This is a genomic window from Pseudomonas sp. NPDC088322 (assembly GCF_044740745.1).
GTDB lineage: Bacteria > Pseudomonadota > Gammaproteobacteria > Pseudomonadales > Pseudomonadaceae > Aquipseudomonas > Aquipseudomonas shirazensis.
This window is the reverse complement of the sequence record NZ_JBIURK010000004.1, coordinates 107,990-125,116: the sequence shown is the minus strand read 5'-3', so window position 1 is coordinate 125,116 and position 17,127 is coordinate 107,990. Positions and strand designations below refer to the sequence as shown.

The following is a 17,127-nucleotide window of genomic DNA, read 5'->3' as shown; positions in this document are numbered from 1 at the left end:
GCTGGCGTCAGCGCTGCTTCTTGTCGTACAGCCGTGGCGCGCCTTCAGGGCGGGACTTGAAGCGGCGATGCGCCCACAGGTACTGCTCCGGGCATTCACGCAGCACGCTCTCGACCCACTGGTTGATGCGCAGGCAGTCGGCCTCCTCGGTCTCGCCCGGGAAGTCCTGCAGCGGTGGATGCACAACCAAACGGTAACCGCTGCCATCCTCAAGCCGGCGCTGAGTGAACGGAATCACCCGCGCCTTGCCCAGACGGGCAAACTTGGTGGTGGCGGTAACCGTTGCCGCCGGGATACCGAACAGCGGCACGAACACACTCTGCTTGGCGCCGTAGTCCTGATCCGGTGCGTACCAGATCGCGCGGCCGCTGCGCAGCAGCTTGAGCATGCCGCGCACGTCCTCGCGCTCGATCGCCAGCGAATCGAGGTTATGCCGCTCGCGGCCACTGCGCTGGATGAAGTCGAACAGCGGATTGCCATGCTCGCGGTACATGCCGTCGATGGTGTGCACCTGGCCGAGCAGTGCGGCGCCGATTTCCAGGGTGGTGAAGTGCACCGCCATCAGAATCGCGCCCTGGCCATCGCGCTGGGCGGCCTGCAGGTGCTCGATGCCTTCGATATGCGCAAGCTGCGCCAGCCGGGCCTTTGGCCACCACCAGCTCATGGCCATTTCGAAGAAGGCGATGCCGGTGGAGGCGAAGTTTTCTTTGAGCAACCGCAGCCGTTGGTCGGCGGAAAGCTCAGGGAAGCACAGCTCGAGGTTGCGCGCAGCGATGCGCCGACGCTCGCCGGCAAAGCGATACATCACCGCGCCCAGCGCACGGCCGAGCGCCAGCAGTGCCCGATACGGTAGTTGCACAGTCAGCCACAGCAGCCCCAGGCCCAACCACAGGCACCAGAATCGCGGGTGGAGAAAATAACGACGAAAACGCGGGCGTTCCATTCAAGCTTCCGGAAAGACAAAGGCCGCGCATTCTACAACGGATCGCCGCCGGTTGCGGGCAACCCGCGTTCTCGTTATAAGTCAGGGCACTTTTTCCGTTACAAGCCGTCTATGCAGACCATGAGCCCAAACCACACCCCCGAACACGCACCCGCGTTCCAGCTCAAGGGCAGCATGCTTGCCATTACCGTTCTGGAACTGGCGCGCAACGACCTTGAATCGCTGGACCGCCAGCTGGCGGCAAAAGTCGCCCTGGCACCGAATTTCTTCAGCAATACACCATTGGTGCTGGCGCTGGACAAACTGCCGGCCGGCGAAGGCGCCATCGATTTGCCCGGGCTGATGCGCATCTGCCGCCACCATGGCCTGCGCACTTTGGCGATCCGCGCCAACCGTATCGAAGACATCGCTGCGGCGATTGCCATCGACCTGCCCGTGCTGCCGCCGTCCGGTGCCCGCGAGCGGCCATTGGAGCCTGAGCCGGAAGTCAAGAAGCCCGAGCCAGAACCGGCGCCCGTGGTACCCGCCGAGCCGGAAGTGCGGCCGACCCGGATCATCACCACGCCGGTGCGCGGTGGCCAGCAGATCTACGCCCAGGGCGGTGACCTGGTGGTGACCACATCGGTCAGCCCGGGTGCGGAACTTCTTGCCGATGGCAACATCCATGTCTACGGCGCAATGCGTGGTCGGGCCCTGGCGGGGATCAAGGGCAACACCAAGGCGCGCATCTTCTGCCAGCAGATGACCGCAGAGCTGGTCTCGATTGCCGGTCAGTACCGGGTCTGCGAAGACCTGCGCCGCGACCCACTGTGGGGTTCGGGGGTACAGGTCAGCCTGTCTGGCGATGTGTTGAACATCACCCGGCTTTAACGGATACTTGCGGCATTTTTAGAGCAACTTTTTCATCGTTGCCGTTTTGTGCTTTTTCAGGGACTGCTGTCCCGACTATTTTATTTAGGGGTGAAACACCTTGGCCAAGATTCTCGTGGTTACTTCCGGCAAAGGGGGTGTGGGCAAGACCACCACCAGCGCCGCCATCGGTACCGGCCTGGCCCTGCGCGGGCACAAGACTGTCATCGTCGACTTCGACGTCGGCCTGCGTAACCTCGACCTGATCATGGGCTGCGAGCGTCGCGTGGTGTATGACTTCGTCAACGTGGTCAATGGCGAAGCCAACCTGCAGCAAGCACTGATCAAGGACAAGCGCCTTGAGAACCTGTTCGTGCTGGCTGCCAGCCAGACCCGCGACAAGGACGCGCTGACTCAGGAAGGCGTCGAGAAGGTCCTGATGGACTTGAAGAAAGACTTCGAATACGTGGTCTGCGACTCCCCTGCCGGTATTGAAAAGGGCGCCCACCTGGCCATGTACTTCGCTGACGAAGCGATCATTGTGACCAACCCGGAAGTGTCTTCGGTACGTGACTCGGATCGTATGCTCGGTCTGCTGGCGAGCAAGTCGCGCCGCGCCGAGCGTAATGAAGACCCGATCAAGGAACACTTGCTGATCACCCGCTACCACCCAGAGCGCGTAAGCAAAGGCGAGATGCTCGGGGTCGACGACGTCAAGGACATCCTTTCGGTAGATCTGATCGGCGTGATTCCGGAGTCCGAAGCCGTACTCAAAGCCTCGAACCAAGGCGTGCCGGTCATCCTCGACGATCAGAGCGATGCAGGCCAGGCCTATAGCGACACCATCGACCGCCTGCTCGGGAAAAACCTTCCGTTGCGGTTCATCGAAATGCCGAAGCAAGGATTCTTCGCGCGCCTGTTTGGAGGCAAGTAAACCATGAACCTTTTTGACTTCTTTCGTGGCAGACAGAAACAGAGCAGTGCGTCGGTAGCGAAAGAGCGTCTACAGATCATCGTGGCGCACGAGCGCGGTCAGCGCACCACTCCGGACTACCTGCCGGCGCTGCAGAAAGAGCTGGTCGAGGTGATCCGCAAGTACGTCAATATCGGCAACGATGACGTGGTGGTTGCCCTGGAGAACCAAGGCAGCTGCTCGATCCTCGAGCTGAACATCACCCTGCCCGAGCGTTAATCAACGCTGCAGGCACACCTGCAGGAGCGGCCCTGAACCGCGAAGCAGCCACTGACGCAACCAGAACATCTGGTGCCGCCCGTGGCTGTTTTGCGGTTCAGGGCCGCTTTTGTCAGTTTTTCCAGAGAAGACGCAACAATGCCCCTGTCGAACGTGCACATCCTTCATCAGGACGACGCTGTCCTGGTCATCAACAAGCCGACCCTGCTGCTTTCGGTGCCGGGCCGCGCCGACGACAACAAGGACTGCCTGATCACCCGCCTGCAGGAAAACGGCTACCCGGAAGCGCTGATCGTGCATCGCCTCGATTGGGAAACCTCGGGGATCATCCTGCTCGCTCGGGATGCCGACAGTCATCGAGAACTGTCGCGCCAGTTTCATGATCGCGAAACCGAAAAGGCCTACACCGCACTGTGCTGGGGCCAGCCGGCGTTGGACAGCGGCAGCATCGACCTGCCACTGCGCTATGACCCGCCGACCAAACCGCGGCATGTGGTCGACCACGAGCAAGGCAAGCATGCACTGACCTTCTGGCGCATCGTCGAGCGCTGTGGCGACTATTGCCGGGTCGAGCTGACGCCGATCACCGGCCGCTCGCATCAACTGCGCGTGCACATGCTGTCGATCGGCCATCCGCTGCTCGGCGACCGGCTGTACGCCAACCCGGAGGCGCTGGCCGCCCATGAGCGGCTATGCCTGCACGCGAGCATGCTCAGCTTTACCCATCCGGTCAGCGGTGAGCGCTTGAAGTTCGAGTGCCCGGCTCCGTTCTGAAGTCGCTGTGCGCCGACACAAAACGTCGCAGAACTGCGTTAAACTCGCGCCATTGCTGTCTGGAGTGAACTATGCGCGATGTTTTGAACCAGGGCCTGATCGAATTCCTCAAGGCCTCCCCGACGCCCTTCCACGCCACGGCAAGCCTGGTCCAGCGCCTCGAAGCCGCTGGATTTCAGCGCCTCGACGAGCGTGACAGCTGGGCCACCGTGCCTGGCGGGCGTTACTACCTGACCCGCAACGACTCGTCGCTGATCGCGATCAAGCTCGGTTCGCTATCACCGCTGCTGAGCGGTATCCGCATGGTTGGCGCGCACACCGACAGCCCGTGCCTGCGAGTCAAGCCGCAGCCTGAACTGCAGCGCCACGGCTTTTTGCAGCTGGGCGTCGAAGTCTACGGCGGCGCGCTGCTGGCGCCGTGGTTCGACCGCGACCTGTCGCTGGCCGGGCGGGTGACCTTCCGCCGTGATGGCAAGGTCGAAAGCCAGTTGGTCGACTTCAAGCTGCCGATCGCGGTGATCCCCAACCTGGCGATCCATCTCAATCGCACCGCCAACGAAGGCTGGCCGATCAATGCCCAGCTCGAACTGCCGCCAATCATCGCCCAGGTGGCCGGTGACGAGCGGGTCGATTTCCGCGCTGTGCTCACCGAGCAGTTGGCCCGCGAACACGAACTGAATGCCGACGTGGTGCTCGACTACGAGCTGAGCTTCTACGACACCCAGGACGCGGCCCTGATCGGCCTCAATGGTGACTTCATCGCCGGCGCCCGCCTCGACAACCTGCTGTCGTGCTATGCCGGCCTGCAGGCGATGCTGGCAACCGACAGCGACGAGACCTGCGTGCTGGTCTGCACCGACCATGAAGAAGTCGGGTCCAGCTCGGCCTGCGGCGCCGACGGCCCAATGCTCGAACAAACCCTGCAGCGCCTGCTGCCGGATGGCGACGAGTACGTTCGCGTGATCCAGCGTTCGCTGATGATCTCGGCCGACAACGCCCACGGCGTGCACCCCAACTACGCCGACAAGCACGACGGTAATCATGGGCCCAAGCTCAATGCCGGGCCGGTGATCAAGGTCAACAACAATCAGCGCTACGCCACCAACAGCGAAACCGCCGGGTTCTTCCGCCACCTGTGCATGGCTGAAGAAGTACCAGTGCAGAGCTTTGTGGTGCGCAGCGACATGGGTTGTGGTTCGACCATTGGCCCGATCACCGCCAGCCACCTGGGTGTGCGCACGGTCGACATCGGCTTGCCGACCTTTGCCATGCACTCGATCCGCGAGCTGTGCGGCAGCCATGACCTGGCTCACCTGGTCAAGGTTCTGAGCGCGTTCTACCGCACCCGCGAACTGCCTTGAAGGCAACCTGCCGAGGGTCAATGGCCACCCTCGGCGCAGCCGCTATGCTGGATGCATAGTGGCTATCCAGTTACCCCGCAGAAGGATTCTGTCGCATGTCGCCCTTTCTCTCGTTGTTCGTTCCGGTATTTCTGTTCCTGATGCTGCTGACCATCGGCTTCAGCCTGCGCGAGCGCAACGCCGGGGTGCTGATGATGTGGATCGGCACCTTGGGCATTTTCGGCATCATGTGCTGGAAGATCCTCGAGAAACTGCCCACATAAACCTCTACACTCGGTCGATCGATTGTCCTGAGGTAGTTTTTCCGGTGCCTGTCTTCCTGCGTTGCCTGACCCTGCTGCTGTTGCTGTTCATCACGCCGAGCTATGCCGCCGGCATTCCCGGCCTGCTCGGCTCGAGCGCGCCGGCACAACCGCAAGCCAGCGAGCCGCTGGCCAAGTCGCTGGACGAGGTGATCAAGAACCTCGAAAACGACCAGCAACGCAGCAAGCTGCTGGCCGACCTGAAAAAACTCCGTGATGCCAGCAAACAGACCCAGGCCAACCCGGAACAAGGCGTGCTCGGGCTCATCAGCGGCGCCCTGCATGACATTGAAAAGCAGTTCAGCGGCGATGAAAGCCCGTTTCGGCGCTGGTCGCTGGAAATCAATCAGGCCCAGGATGAGCTCAGCGCGCTGATCGTGCCGGTGCAGCAGTGGCCGGCGATTCTGTTCGGCTTCGCGGCTGTGATTGCGGTGTGGAGCTTGCTGGCCATGCTGTTCAACTGGATCGGCCAGCGCGTGCGCCTGCGCTTCGGTCTCAAGGCTGAGCTGCCGCAACACCCGCGCACCGGTGACCTGGTGTTGTTTGCCTTGCGCAAACTGGGGCCGTGGCTGGTGGCACTGATCATCACCGTCTACCTGAGCTTCGCCCTGCCCCCCTCGCTGGGCAAATCGATGGCGATGGTGCTGGCTTACGCGTTGGTAGTGGGCACCTGCTTCTCGGCGATCTGCGTGATTGCCTTCTCCCTGCTCGATGGCCCGCACCGCCACCGCGCCCTGCATATTCTGCGGCATCAGGCGTTTCGCCCACTGTGGCTGATCGGCAGTTTCGCGGCGTTTGGCGAAGCGATGAACGACCCGCGCCTGACCGCAGCGCTGGGCACCCATCTGGCCCACGCTCTGGCGACCCTGGCCAACGTGCTGGCGGCGCTGTGCACCGGATTGTTCGTGCTGCGCTTCCGCCGCCCGATTGCCCACCTGATTCGCAACCAGCCACTGTCGCGTCGGCTGAACCGGCGCACCCTGAGTGACACCATCGAGATTCTCGGCAGCTTCTGGTTCATTCCGGCAATGATTCTGGTGGCGATCTCGCTGGTGGCCACCTTCGTTTCCGCTGGCGATACCAGCACTGCCCTGCGCCAGTCGCTGATGTGTACCGTACTGGTAGTGGTGTGCATGGTGGTCAATGGCCTGGTGCGCCGCCACGCGGCCAACCCGAAGCGGATCAATCGCCGTCAGGCGGTGTATGCCGAGCGCTTGCGCAACTTTGGCTACGCCCTGCTGCATGTGCTGATCTGGCTGGTGTTCATCGAGCTTGGCCTGCGCGTCTGGGGCCTGTCGATGATCGGCTTTGCCGAGGGCGAAGGGCATGACGTCAGCCTGCGTCTGCTCGGCCTGGCCGGTACCCTGATCGCCGCCTGGCTGGTGTGGATCCTCGCCGACACGGCGGTGCATCATGCGCTGGTGCGCTCGCGCCGTGGCCTGGCCAACGCCCGCGCGCAGACCATGATGCCGCTGATCCGCAACGTCATGTTCGTGGCTATCTTCATCATTGCGGTGATTGTCGCCCTGGCCAACATGGGCATGAACGTCACGCCGCTGCTGGCCGGTGCCGGTGTCATCGGCCTGGCCATCGGCTTTGGTGCGCAGTCGCTGGTCGCCGACCTGATCACCGGGCTGTTCATCATCATCGAAGACTCACTGGCCATCGACGATTATGTCGAAGTCGGCGGCCACCTGGGCACCGTCGAGGGCCTGACCATCCGCACCGTGCGCCTGCGCGATATCGATGGCATCGTGCATACCATCCCGTTCAGCGAAATCAAGAGCATCAAGAACTACTCGCGTGAGTTCGGCTACGCGATCTTCCGCGTGGCCGTGCCTCACGGCATGAGTATCGACAAGGCCATCACCCTGATCCGTGAGGTCGGCCAGACCCTGCGCAGCGACCCGCTGATGCGCCGCAACATCTGGTCGCCACTGGAGTTGCAAGGGGTGGAAAGCTTCGAGGCCGGCCAGGCGATCCTGCGGGCGCGCTTCAAGACTGCGCCGATCAAGCAGTGGGAAGTGTCGCGGGCGTTCAACCTGGCGCTCAAACGCCAACTTGACGCAGCCGGCCTCGACCTGGCGATGCCGCGGCTGTCGGTGCAGGTGGTCACGGCCGGTGGCGGCGGGCTGAGCGAAGCGGTTGCCCAGGATGCACCAACAGCGCCGCCGACCCGTTGACTGTTCAAGCTAGCCCGCCTCGGCCCTGATCCGCACTGCATCATGGCGCCAGTACTCCAGGTCACAGTCGATCAGATGATCATGCTGATCGCAGTTGACCCGGGTCACCTGCAAGCCCGGGCTGCCCGCTGAGATCTTCAGCGCACTGGCGGCGGCCAGAGGCAACGCGGTGGGCAGGATCTCGAAGCAGACCCGGCCATATTCAATCTGATACTCGCGAGCGTAGATCTCGGTCAGCGACTGACTGAGGTCCTGCTCGAGAATCTGCGGGAAGTACGCTGGCGCCAGGTAGTGCTCGGTATACAGCACCGCGCGCCCGTCAATCCGCCGCACCCGGCAGATCTGCACCACGCTGGACAACCCCGGCAGGCGCAAGCGCGCGCAGATCGCCGCCGAGGCCGGCTGCAGGCGCGCCGACAACAGCTCGGTGGTCGGTACCCGCCCCTGCTCGCGAACCATCGCGTGGAAGTGGCTACGGGCAATCAGGTCATAGCTTAACCGCTGCGGCGCAACGAACCAGCCACGGCGCTCTTCGCGATAGATCAAGCCCTGTGCCTCCAGCTGCAGCAGTGCCTCGCGCAGGGTGATGCGCGTGGTGGCGAAGACTTCACTGAGCTTGCGCTCGGCCGGCAGTTTGCCGCCCGGCGCCAGCAGGCCGTGTTCGATCTGCTCCTGCAGGGCATGACAGATGACTGTTACCGCGCGCGCTGGCGTCGCTTGCATCAAAGGTTACCTATCTGGACTAGTCCAGCCCCACAACAGGGCAACTGGAGAATAGTGCAAGCCTAGGCACAGGCCATGAACATCCGGTTACAGAAGCCCCCTCAAGGGTGACATTGAAAATGCATCAGGCCAGGCGAATCAAGGCACGGGATCTGGTCTACGCTGTATTTTCAGGCATCCCGGTAGGCCGGCCAAGGCGCTGACCTACATCAAACTGTCACGCTGGCGGCCTACCTTGGCGCAAGGTTTGCTGACCTAGACCACTTACGTCACGCGCACGGTTTGCATCCTCATATCGCCTGCAAGGCATTCCCACCCAAGGAGCTTCGGATGAAACAGTTTTTCATGGCGTCATTGCTCGGTTCGGCCATCGCCCTGTGCACCTCGGCAATGGCCGCCGACGACCTCAAGACACTGGAAGATGCAGCCCGCAAGGAAGGCGCGGTGAATAGCGTGGGTATGCCCGATGCGTGGGCCAACTGGAAAGCTACCTGGGATGACCTGGCCAGCAAGTACGGCCTCAAGCACATGGACACCGACATGAGCTCGGCGCAGGAAATCGCCAAGTTCGAGTCGGAAAAGGACAACGCCAGCGCCGACATCGGTGACGTCGGTGCCGCCTTTGGCCCGATCGCCGTGGCCAAGGGCGTGAGCCAGCCGTACAAGCCAAGCACCTGGGATCAGGTACCGACCTGGGCCAAGGACCAGGACGGCCACTGGGCGCTGGCCTACACCGGCACCATTGCTTTCATCATCAACAAGCAGCTGGTCAAGGAAGGCGAGCGGCCGAAAACCTGGCACGACCTCGAGAAGGGCAAGTACAAGGTCGCCATCGGTGACGTCGGCACCGCAGCCCAAGCGGCCAACGGCGTGCTCGCCGCGGCCATCGCCTACAAGGGTGATGAACGCAACATCGAGCCAGGCCTGCAGCTGTTCACCAAACTGGCTCAGCAGAAACGCCTGTCGCTGGCCAACCCGACCATCCAGACCCTGGAGAAAGGCGAAGTGGAAGTCGGCGTGGTCTGGGACTTCAATGGCCTGAGCTACCGCCAGCAGATCGACCCTGAGCGCTTCGAGGTGTTGATTCCGGCTGACGGCTCGATTACCTCGGGCTACACCACCATCATCAACAAGTACGCCAAAAACCCCAACGCGGCCAAGCTGGCTCGCGAATACATCTTCAGCGACGCCGGCCAGATCAACCTGGCCAACGGCCACGCGCGGCCGATCCGTGCCGAGCACCTGAAGCTGCCGGCTGATGTACAGGCCAAGCTGCTGCCCAATGAGCAGTACGCGCCGGCCCAGCCAATCAAGGACGCCACAGCCTGGGAGACCACCTCCAAGGCGCTGCCGCAAAAATGGCAGGAGCAGGTCATCATCGAGATGGAATGACGCTTGCTTGGGTAATGCTCTGAACAGCTCTCTGCACCGTAACAGCGGGGCAGAGGGCAACCCCACCGTGTGATCCACCTGCCGTGGAGTCTCCATGCAACACAACGTCATTCTGGTCCTGCTCGACGGCCTCAACCACGAGGTCGCCCACCATGCGATGGGCCACCTGCACGCTTACGTCGAGGCTGACCGCGCTGCGCTGTACCGGGTCCAGTGCGAGCTGCCGTCGCTGTCGCGGCCGCTTTACGAGTGTATTCTCACCGGCGTACCACCGCTGGAAAGCGGCATCGTCCACAACAACGTCAACCGCCTGTCCAACCAGCGCAGCGTGTTTCACTACGCCCGCGAGGCAGGCCTGGGCACTGCGGCTGCGGCCTATCACTGGATGAGCGAGCTGTACAATCGCTCGCCGTTCGACCCGCTGCGCGACCGCCATACCCATGCGCCAAAGCTGCCGATCCAGCACGGGCTGTTCTACTACGCCGATCACTACCCCGACTCGCACCTGCTGGCCGACGCCGAGTACCTGCGCCGCCGCCACGCCCCGAATTTCCTGCTGGTACACCCGATGAACATCGACGATGCCGGCCATCGTCATGGCCTCGACAGCAGCCAGTACCGCAATGCCGCGCGCGGTGCCGACATCCTCTTGGCCGACTACCTGCCGCGCTGGCTCGAAGAGGGTTACCAGGTGCTGGTGACCGCCGACCATGGCATGAACAACGACCGCTCGCACAATGGCCTGCTGGCCGAGGAGCGCGAGGTGCCGCTGTTCGTCTTCGGCAGCGCCTTCAGCCTCGACCAGAATGCCAAGCCGCTACAGACCGAGCTGTGCGGAACAATCTGCGAGCTGCTCGGCGCCGCCCATGACAAAAGCGTTTGCCGCGAGCTGCTGTCGTGAAGGCCGGCACCCGCGGGCGCTACCTGGCCATGCTCTGCCTGCTGCCGTTCGCGCTGTTCTTTCTGGTGTTCCAGATCGCGCCGCTGGGCTGGGTGGCGATTCACAGCGTGCAGGCCGAGGGCGGCTGGAGCCTGGACAACTTCAGCAAGGTGTTCGCCTCCAAGTTTTATCTGCAGGCGCTGCAGCGCAGCCTGGAGATCAGCTTCTGGTCGAGCCTGTTCGGCATCATCATCGCCACCCTTGGCGCCTATTCGCTGCGCCAGGTCGACTCGAAGCTGCGCGACTTCGTCAGTGCCTTCGCCAACATGACCAGCAACTTCGCCGGAGTGCCGCTGGCCTTCGCCTTCATCATTCTGCTCGGCTTCAACGGCGCACTGACCTTGCTGCTGAAGCAGATCGGCCTGCTCGAAGACTTCAGCATCTATTCCAAGACCGGCTTGATCCTGGTGTACACCTACTTCCAGATCCCGCTCGGCGTGTTGCTGCTGTACCCGGCGTTCGACGCCCTGCGTGAAGACTGGCGCGAATCCGCGGCGCTGCTCGGCGCCAGCCACTGGCAATTCTGGCGGCACATCGGCCTGCCGGTGCTGACCCCGGCGCTGCTCGGCACCTTCGTGATTCTGCTGGCCAATGCCCTCGGTGCCTACGCCACGGTCTATGCACTGACTACGGGCAACTTCAACGTGCTGCCGATCCGCATCGCGGCGCTGGTGGCGGGCGACATCAGCCTCGACCCGAACCTGGCCAGCGCCCTGGCGATGGTGCTGGTGGGGCTGATGACGCTGGTCACGGTGGTTCATCAATGGCTGTTGAAGAGGAGCTACCATGCGCGCTGAATCCCGCCCTGGCGGCTGGTACCACCGCGCCGTGGTCTACCTGCTGTTTCTGATCCTGCTGCTGCCGCTGGCCGGCACCCTGCTCTACTCGCTGTCGACCAGCTGGTCGGCGAGCCTGTTGCCCAGCGGCCTGACTTTCAAATGGTACGTGGCGCTGTGGAGCGAGCCGCGCTTTCTGGCCGCCTTCGGCCAGTCGCTGCTGGTGTGCGTCGGCGCGCTGCTGTTGTCGGTGGTGCTGATCCTGCCATTGCTGTTTGTGGTGCATTACCACTTCCCGCGGCTGGATGCGCTGATGAACATCCTCATCCTGCTGCCGTTTGCAGTACCGCCGGTGGTGTCGTCGGTGGGCTTGCTGCAGCTGTATGGCAGCGGGCCGATGGCGATGGTCGGTACGCCGTGGATTCTGATCGGCTGCTACTTCACCGTAGCGCTGCCGTTCATGTACCGGGCCATCACCAACAACCTGCAGGCGATCAACCTGCGCGACCTGATGGACGCTGCCCAACTGCTCGGTGCCAGCACCTGGCAGGCGGCGTTTCTGGTGGTGCTGCCAAACCTGCGCAAGGGCCTGATGGTGGCGCTGTTGCTGTCGTTCTCGTTTTTGTTCGGCGAATTCGTGTTCGCCAACCTGCTGGTCGGTACCCGCTACGAAACGCTGCAGGTGTACCTGAACAACATGCGCAACAGCAGCGGCCACTTCAACAGCGCGCTGGTGATTTCCTATTTCGCCTTCGTCCTGGTGTTGACCTGGGTGGCCAATCGCTTGAACAAGGACAAACCCTGAGATGAGCTTCGTCAGCGTAGAGAAACTGCAAAAGAGTTACGCCGGCAGCCCGGTGTTTGACGATATCGACTGCCAGATCCAGCGCGGCGAATTCGTCACCCTGCTCGGCCCGTCCGGTTGCGGCAAGTCGACCTTGCTGCGCTGCATTGCCGGGCTGACCCCGGTCGACAGCGGCCGGATCCTCCTCGACGGCCACGACCTGGTGCCGCTGAGCCCGCAAAAACGCGGCATCGGCATGGTCTTTCAGAGCTATGCACTGTTCCCCAACATGACCGTCGAGCAAAACGTCGCCTTCGGTTTGCGCATGCAGAAAACCCCTGCTGCAGAAAGCCGCACGCGGGTGCGCGAAGTGCTCGAGCTGGTCGAGCTGGGCAGCTTTGCCGGGCGCTATCCGCATCAGTTGTCGGGCGGCCAGTGCCAGCGGGTGGCGCTGGCCCGATCGCTGGTGACCAGGCCGCGCCTGTTGCTGCTGGATGAGCCACTGTCGGCACTGGATGCACGTATTCGCAAGCACCTGCGCGAGCAGATTCGGGCAATTCAGCGCGAGCTGGGGCTGACCACGATCTTCGTCACCCACGACCAGGAAGAGGCGCTGACCATGTCCGACCGCATCTTCCTGATGAACCAGGGCCGGATCGTCCAGAGTGGCGACGCCGAAACCCTCTACACCGCGCCGGTGGACCTGTTTGCCGCAGGCTTTATCGGCAACTACAACCTGCTCGATGCCGACAGCGCCAGCCGCCTGTTGCAACGCCCGGTCAGCAGCCGCCTGGCAATCCGCCCCGAGTCGATCAGCCTGAGCCTCACCGGCGAACTGGACGGCCTGGTGCGCAGCCATAGCCTGCTCGGCAACGTCATCCGCTATCGGGTCGAGGTGCGCGGTGTCGAACTGGTGGTTGACGTGCTCAATCGCTCGTCAGAGGATCTGCATGCGGACGGTCAACGGGTATCCTTGGCTATCGACCCAACGGCGCTACGCGAAGTGGCATAGAAGTAGCTCAGGAGAAGTACCGATGGCTTTGGCAATTTTCGATCTCGATGAAACCTTGATCCATGGCGACTGCGCGTCGCTGTGGAGTGAGCACATGGTGCGGCTGGGCTGGGTCGATGGCGAGTCGTTTCTGCGCCGTGACCGCGAGCTGATGGAGGCGTACAGCAAGGGTGAGATGGCCATGGAAGACTACATGGCCTTCAGCCTCGAGCCGGTTGCCGGGCGCACACTGGAGGAGTTGGCGCACCTGGTCGAGCCATGGGTGGAAGATGTGATCGAGCCGATCATCTACGGCGACGCCTGCCGCTGCATTGCCGAGCACCGCAAGCAAGGTGATCGGGTGCTGATCATCTCGGCTTCTGGCACCCACCTGGTCGGGCCGATTGCAGCCCGCTTGGGTGTAGACGAGTACCTGGCGATCGAACTGGAAGCGGTCAATGGCGTGTACACCGGCAACACTCATGGCGTGCTGACCTACCGCGAGGGCAAGATCACCCGGCTGCTGGAGTGGCTGGATCAGGAACAGGAAAACCTCGAGGGCGTGAGTTTCTATTCGGACTCGCGCAATGACCTGCCGCTGCTGCTCAAGGTCGATCATCCCAAGGCAGTCAACCCTGACCCGGTCCTGCGCGCCCATGCCGAGCAGCATGGCTGGCCGATCCTCGCCTGGAAGTGAAACAGCCGGGGCCGTAGCCCCGGCATGGCTGACTCAGGCCAGCGTCTGGTCGATCACCAGCACCAGCTTGCCGGAGACCTGATTGGTCGCAAGCTCGGCGTAGGCGGCCTCGGCGAACGCGACCGGATAGGTGTCCACCAGTTGCGCCTTGAGCCGGCCATCGGTGAACAACGGCCAGACCTGCTGGCCGAGCTCCTTGAGCAGTTCGGCCTTGAAGTCATCATCGCGATTGCGCAAGGTCGAGCCGGTCAGCTGCAGGCGCTTGCCGAGAATCTGCGCCAGGTCCAGTTCGACCTTGCGCCCGCCCATCAAGCCGATCATCACCCAGCGCCCGTCGCGGGCCAGCAGCTCGACATTGAGCGGGCCGTAGCTGGCGCCAACCGGGTCAAGGATCACGTCGAACGGGCCCAGTTGCTTGAGGTCATCGAGGTTGGCATTGCGCACCACCCCACCGGCAGCGCCCAGCGCCTCGCAGTAGGCCAGCCGCTCTGGCGAGCCGACGCTGACCCAGACCGGATTACCCAGCGCCTTGCACAGTTGAATCGCCGCCGAGCCGACGCCACTGGCGCCGGCATGTACCAGCAGCTTTTCCCCAGGCTTGAGCCCGCCGAGCTGGAAGATATTCAGCCAGGCCGTGGCATACACCTCGGGGATCGCCGCCGCTTCGTGCAGGCTCAGGCCCTCGGGCACCGGCAGCACGTGGCGAGCATCGACCACCACTTCCTCGGCCATGCCACCGCCCGCCAGCAGCGCACAGACGCGCTCGCCGACGCGCCAGTCGGTGCCGGGGCCGACTTCACTGATGATCCCGGAACATTCCAGCCCCAGGTACGGGCTGGCGCCCGGCGGCGGTGGGTAATTGCCCGCGATCTGGAGCATATCCGCCCGATTCAGGCCTGCCGCGGCTACGCGAATGCGTACCTGGCCGGCATCACAGGTCGGGCGCTCGGCCTCGACCCACTCCACATGTCCGTCAACGCCTTGCAATGCCTTCACAGTGCCTCCATAGTTGAGTCATGACTGAGCCCGGGATCGCCTTGTCCCGGGCTTTTTGCAGTATTTGCCCGGCTCCATGGAACCGGCGAACGGAATAGACGGCCTACTATGCGTGATCAATTGCCTTTACGTCGAATCAGCATGAAGCATTTTCTGCCCAGCACCGCCCTCGCCCTGCTCATTGGCGTTGGCAGCCTGACGCTTGGCGGCAATGCGGCCGCCGCCAACAAGTGGGAAAGCCTGCAGCCAGACCGGGATGAGGTGGTTGCCAGTCTCAATGTGGTCGAGCTGCTCAAGCGCCACCACTACAGCAAGCCGCCACTGGATGACGCCCGTTCGGTGATCATCTACGACAGCTACATCAAGCTGCTCGATCCATCGCGCAGTTACTTCACGGCCTCGGACATCGCCGAGTTCGACAAGTGGAAGACCCAGTTCGACGATTTCCTCAAGAGCGGCAATCTCGATCCGGGCTTCACCATCTACAAGCGTTACCTGAACCGCGTCAAAGCCCGCCTGGACTTTGCCCTGGCCGAACTGAACAAGGGTGTCGACAAGATCGACTTCACCGTTGACGAGTCGCTGCTGGTCGATCGCAAAGACGCGCCATGGTTGAAAAACGACGCCGAGCTGGACGACCTCTGGCGCAAACGGGTCAAGGATGAAGTGCTGCGCCAGAAGATCGCCGGCAAGGACTTCAAGCAGATCCAGGAAACCCTGATCAAGCGCTACAAGAACCAACTTGCGCGGCTTGACCAGACCCGTGCCGAAGACATCTTCCAGGCCTACATCAACACCTTCGCCCAGTCCTACGACCCGCACACCAATTACCTGTCGCCGGACAACGCCGAAAACTTCGACATCAACATGAGCCTGTCGCTCGAAGGCATCGGTGCGGTGCTGCAGAATGACAACGATCAGGTCAAGATCGTCCGTTTGGTACCGGCCGGCCCTGCCGCCAAGACCAAACAGGTCGCCCCGGCCGACAAGATCATCGGTGTGGCCCAGGGCAACAAGGAAATGGTCGACGTGGTCGGCTGGCGTCTGGACGAAGTGGTCAAGCTGATCCGCGGCCCGAAAGGTTCGGTGGTGCGTCTTGAAGTCATCCCGGCCAGCAATGCGCCGAGCGACCAGACCAGCAAAATCGTTTCGATCACCCGCGAAGCAGTCAAGCTTGAAGAGCAGGCGGCAAAAAAGTCGGTGCTCAAGCTCAAGCAGGATGGCCGTGACTACAAGCTGGGGATCATCGAGATCCCGGCCTTCTACCTCGATTTCAAGGCCTACCGTGCCGGCGATCCTGAGTACAAGAGCACCACGCGCGACGTCAAGAAACTGCTCACCGAACTGCAGAACGAGAAAGTCGACGGCGTGGTCATCGACCTGCGCAACAACGGCGGCGGCTCGTTGCAGGAAGCCACCGAGCTGACCAGCCTGTTCATCGACAAAGGCCCGACCGTGCTGGTACGCAACAGCGACGGCCGCGTCGATGTGCTTGAAGATGAAAACCGCGGCGCCTTCTACAAAGGCCCGCTGACGCTACTGGTCAACCGTCTCTCGGCCTCGGCTTCGGAGATTTTCGCCGGCGCCATGCAGGACTACCATCGCGCCTTGATCATCGGTGGCCAGACCTTCGGCAAAGGCACCGTGCAGACCATCCAGCCGCTCAACCATGGTGAGCTGAAACTGACCCTGGCCAAGTTCTACCGGGTTTCCGGGCAGAGCACCCAGCATCAGGGCGTGCTGCCGGATATCGACTACCCGTCGATCATCGACACCAAGGAAATCGGCGAGAGCGCCCTGCCCGAGGCCATGCCATGGGACACCATCAAGCCGGCGATCAAGCCTGCCGTGGACCCGTTCAAGCCGTTCCTCACCGAGCTGAAGGCGCGCCACGACGCCCGTAGCGCCAAGGATGCCGAGTTCACCTACATCCGTGACCGCCTGGCCCTGAGCCAGAAGCTGATGAGCGAGAAGAGCGTCAGCCTCAACGAGCAGACCCGTCGCGCCCGCCACGATGAGATCGAGGGCAAGCAACTGGCCCTGGAAAACATCCGCCGCAAGGCCAAGGGTGAAGAGCCGCTCAAGGAACTGAAGAAAGAAGACGAAGACGCGCTACCGGTGGAAGATGAAAACACCAAACCGGAAGACGACGCCTACCTGGCCGAAACCGGGCGTATCCTGCTTGACTACCTGAGCCTGAGCTCGTCGGTAGCCAAGAAGTGAT

17 protein-coding genes are annotated in these 17,127 nt (G+C 62.6%); 14 read left to right on the top strand and 3 right to left on the bottom strand.

Translation table 11 applies throughout. The annotated features are described in order from the left end of the window. Nucleotides 1-7 precede the first annotated feature (7 nt). Nucleotides 8-943 carry a lipid A biosynthesis lauroyl acyltransferase gene (locus ACIOAU_RS11365; protein WP_401181981.1) on the bottom strand — a complete coding sequence of 312 codons (936 nt, stop codon included), beginning with the start codon at nucleotides 941-943 and terminating at the stop codon, nucleotides 8-10. Between the two features lie 111 nt (nucleotides 944-1,054). On the opposite strand from ACIOAU_RS11365, the gene minC reads away from it, so the two are divergent. From minC to ACIOAU_RS11330, 7 genes are all read left to right on the top strand, one after another. Then, a complete protein-coding gene (gene minC, locus ACIOAU_RS11360; protein WP_150572547.1) occupies nucleotides 1,055-1,813 on the top strand; it encodes a septum site-determining protein MinC in 759 nt (252 codons plus the stop codon). Nucleotides 1,814-1,913: 100 nt separating this feature from the next. Beyond that, nucleotides 1,914-2,726: a septum site-determining protein MinD gene (minD, locus tag ACIOAU_RS11355; RefSeq protein ID WP_101321687.1), complete on the top strand. Its 813-nt coding sequence runs from the start codon at nucleotides 1,914-1,916 to the stop codon at nucleotides 2,724-2,726. 3 nt (nucleotides 2,727-2,729) lie between these two features. After that, nucleotides 2,730-2,984 (top strand): cell division topological specificity factor MinE, encoded by a 255-nt coding sequence (minE, locus tag ACIOAU_RS11350; protein ID WP_101321688.1) that lies wholly within the window; start codon nucleotides 2,730-2,732, stop codon nucleotides 2,982-2,984. 138 nt (nucleotides 2,985-3,122) lie between these two features. Beyond that, nucleotides 3,123-3,758, top strand: a complete 636-nt coding sequence (locus tag ACIOAU_RS11345; RefSeq protein ID WP_101321689.1) for an RluA family pseudouridine synthase — start codon at nucleotides 3,123-3,125, stop codon at nucleotides 3,756-3,758. A 71-nt stretch (nucleotides 3,759-3,829) separates the two neighbouring features. Then, a complete protein-coding gene (locus ACIOAU_RS11340) occupies nucleotides 3,830-5,119 on the top strand; it encodes a M18 family aminopeptidase (RefSeq protein WP_101321690.1) in 1,290 nt (429 codons plus the stop codon). A gap of 95 nt (nucleotides 5,120-5,214) precedes the next feature. Next, complete coding sequence (locus tag ACIOAU_RS11335) at nucleotides 5,215-5,382, top strand: hypothetical protein (RefSeq protein ID WP_178080787.1); 168 nt, start codon at nucleotides 5,215-5,217, stop codon at nucleotides 5,380-5,382. Nucleotides 5,383-5,426: 44 nt separating this feature from the next. After that, nucleotides 5,427-7,604 (top strand): mechanosensitive ion channel family protein, encoded by a 2,178-nt coding sequence (locus tag ACIOAU_RS11330; protein WP_220632409.1) that lies wholly within the window; start codon nucleotides 5,427-5,429, stop codon nucleotides 7,602-7,604. A 9-nt stretch (nucleotides 7,605-7,613) separates the two neighbouring features. Here ACIOAU_RS11330 and ACIOAU_RS11325 read toward each other — a convergent pair whose 3' ends face one another. Beyond that, nucleotides 7,614-8,327, bottom strand: coding sequence for a UTRA domain-containing protein (locus tag ACIOAU_RS11325; RefSeq protein ID WP_401181975.1), 714 nt, complete (start codon nucleotides 8,325-8,327; stop codon nucleotides 7,614-7,616). Between the two features lie 330 nt (nucleotides 8,328-8,657). Here ACIOAU_RS11325 and ACIOAU_RS11320 point away from each other — a divergent pair, with 330 nt between their 5' ends. The 6 genes from ACIOAU_RS11320 to ACIOAU_RS11295 all read left to right on the top strand — a co-directional run bounded on the left by ACIOAU_RS11320 (nucleotide 8,658) and on the right by ACIOAU_RS11295 (nucleotide 13,907). Further along, on the top strand, nucleotides 8,658-9,719 hold the full coding sequence (locus ACIOAU_RS11320) for an ABC transporter substrate-binding protein (RefSeq protein WP_101321693.1): 1,062 nt from the start codon (nucleotides 8,658-8,660) through the stop codon (nucleotides 9,717-9,719). A 94-nt stretch (nucleotides 9,720-9,813) separates the two neighbouring features. Continuing rightward, nucleotides 9,814-10,620 (top strand): alkaline phosphatase family protein, encoded by an 807-nt coding sequence (locus ACIOAU_RS11315; RefSeq protein ID WP_101321694.1) that lies wholly within the window; start codon nucleotides 9,814-9,816, stop codon nucleotides 10,618-10,620. A 29-nt stretch (nucleotides 10,621-10,649) separates the two neighbouring features. Further along, nucleotides 10,650-11,456 carry an ABC transporter permease subunit gene (locus ACIOAU_RS11310; protein ID WP_312388446.1) on the top strand — a complete coding sequence of 269 codons (807 nt, stop codon included), beginning with the start codon at nucleotides 10,650-10,652 and terminating at the stop codon, nucleotides 11,454-11,456. Further along, on the top strand, nucleotides 11,446-12,240 hold the full coding sequence (locus ACIOAU_RS11305) for an ABC transporter permease (RefSeq protein WP_101321696.1): 795 nt from the start codon (nucleotides 11,446-11,448) through the stop codon (nucleotides 12,238-12,240). The genes ACIOAU_RS11310 and ACIOAU_RS11305 overlap by 11 nt, the downstream gene beginning before the upstream one ends. Nucleotide 12,241: 1 nt before the next feature. Next, nucleotides 12,242-13,231 carry an ABC transporter ATP-binding protein gene (locus tag ACIOAU_RS11300; RefSeq protein WP_259078930.1) on the top strand — a complete coding sequence of 330 codons (990 nt, stop codon included), beginning with the start codon at nucleotides 12,242-12,244 and terminating at the stop codon, nucleotides 13,229-13,231. Between the two features lie 22 nt (nucleotides 13,232-13,253). Continuing rightward, nucleotides 13,254-13,907: an HAD family hydrolase gene (locus tag ACIOAU_RS11295; protein ID WP_401181969.1), complete on the top strand. Its 654-nt coding sequence runs from the start codon at nucleotides 13,254-13,256 to the stop codon at nucleotides 13,905-13,907. A gap of 33 nt (nucleotides 13,908-13,940) precedes the next feature. Here ACIOAU_RS11295 and ACIOAU_RS11290 read toward each other — a convergent pair whose 3' ends face one another. After that, entirely contained in the window at nucleotides 13,941-14,903 is a 963-nt protein-coding gene (locus tag ACIOAU_RS11290; RefSeq protein ID WP_150572543.1) for an NAD(P)H-quinone oxidoreductase, read from the bottom strand. 141 nt (nucleotides 14,904-15,044) lie between these two features. Between ACIOAU_RS11290 and ACIOAU_RS11285 the strand changes: the two genes are divergently transcribed. Further along, complete coding sequence (locus tag ACIOAU_RS11285; protein WP_178080788.1) at nucleotides 15,045-17,126, top strand: carboxy terminal-processing peptidase; 2,082 nt, start codon at nucleotides 15,045-15,047, stop codon at nucleotides 17,124-17,126. The last annotated feature ends 1 nt before the right edge of the window (nucleotide 17,127 follow it).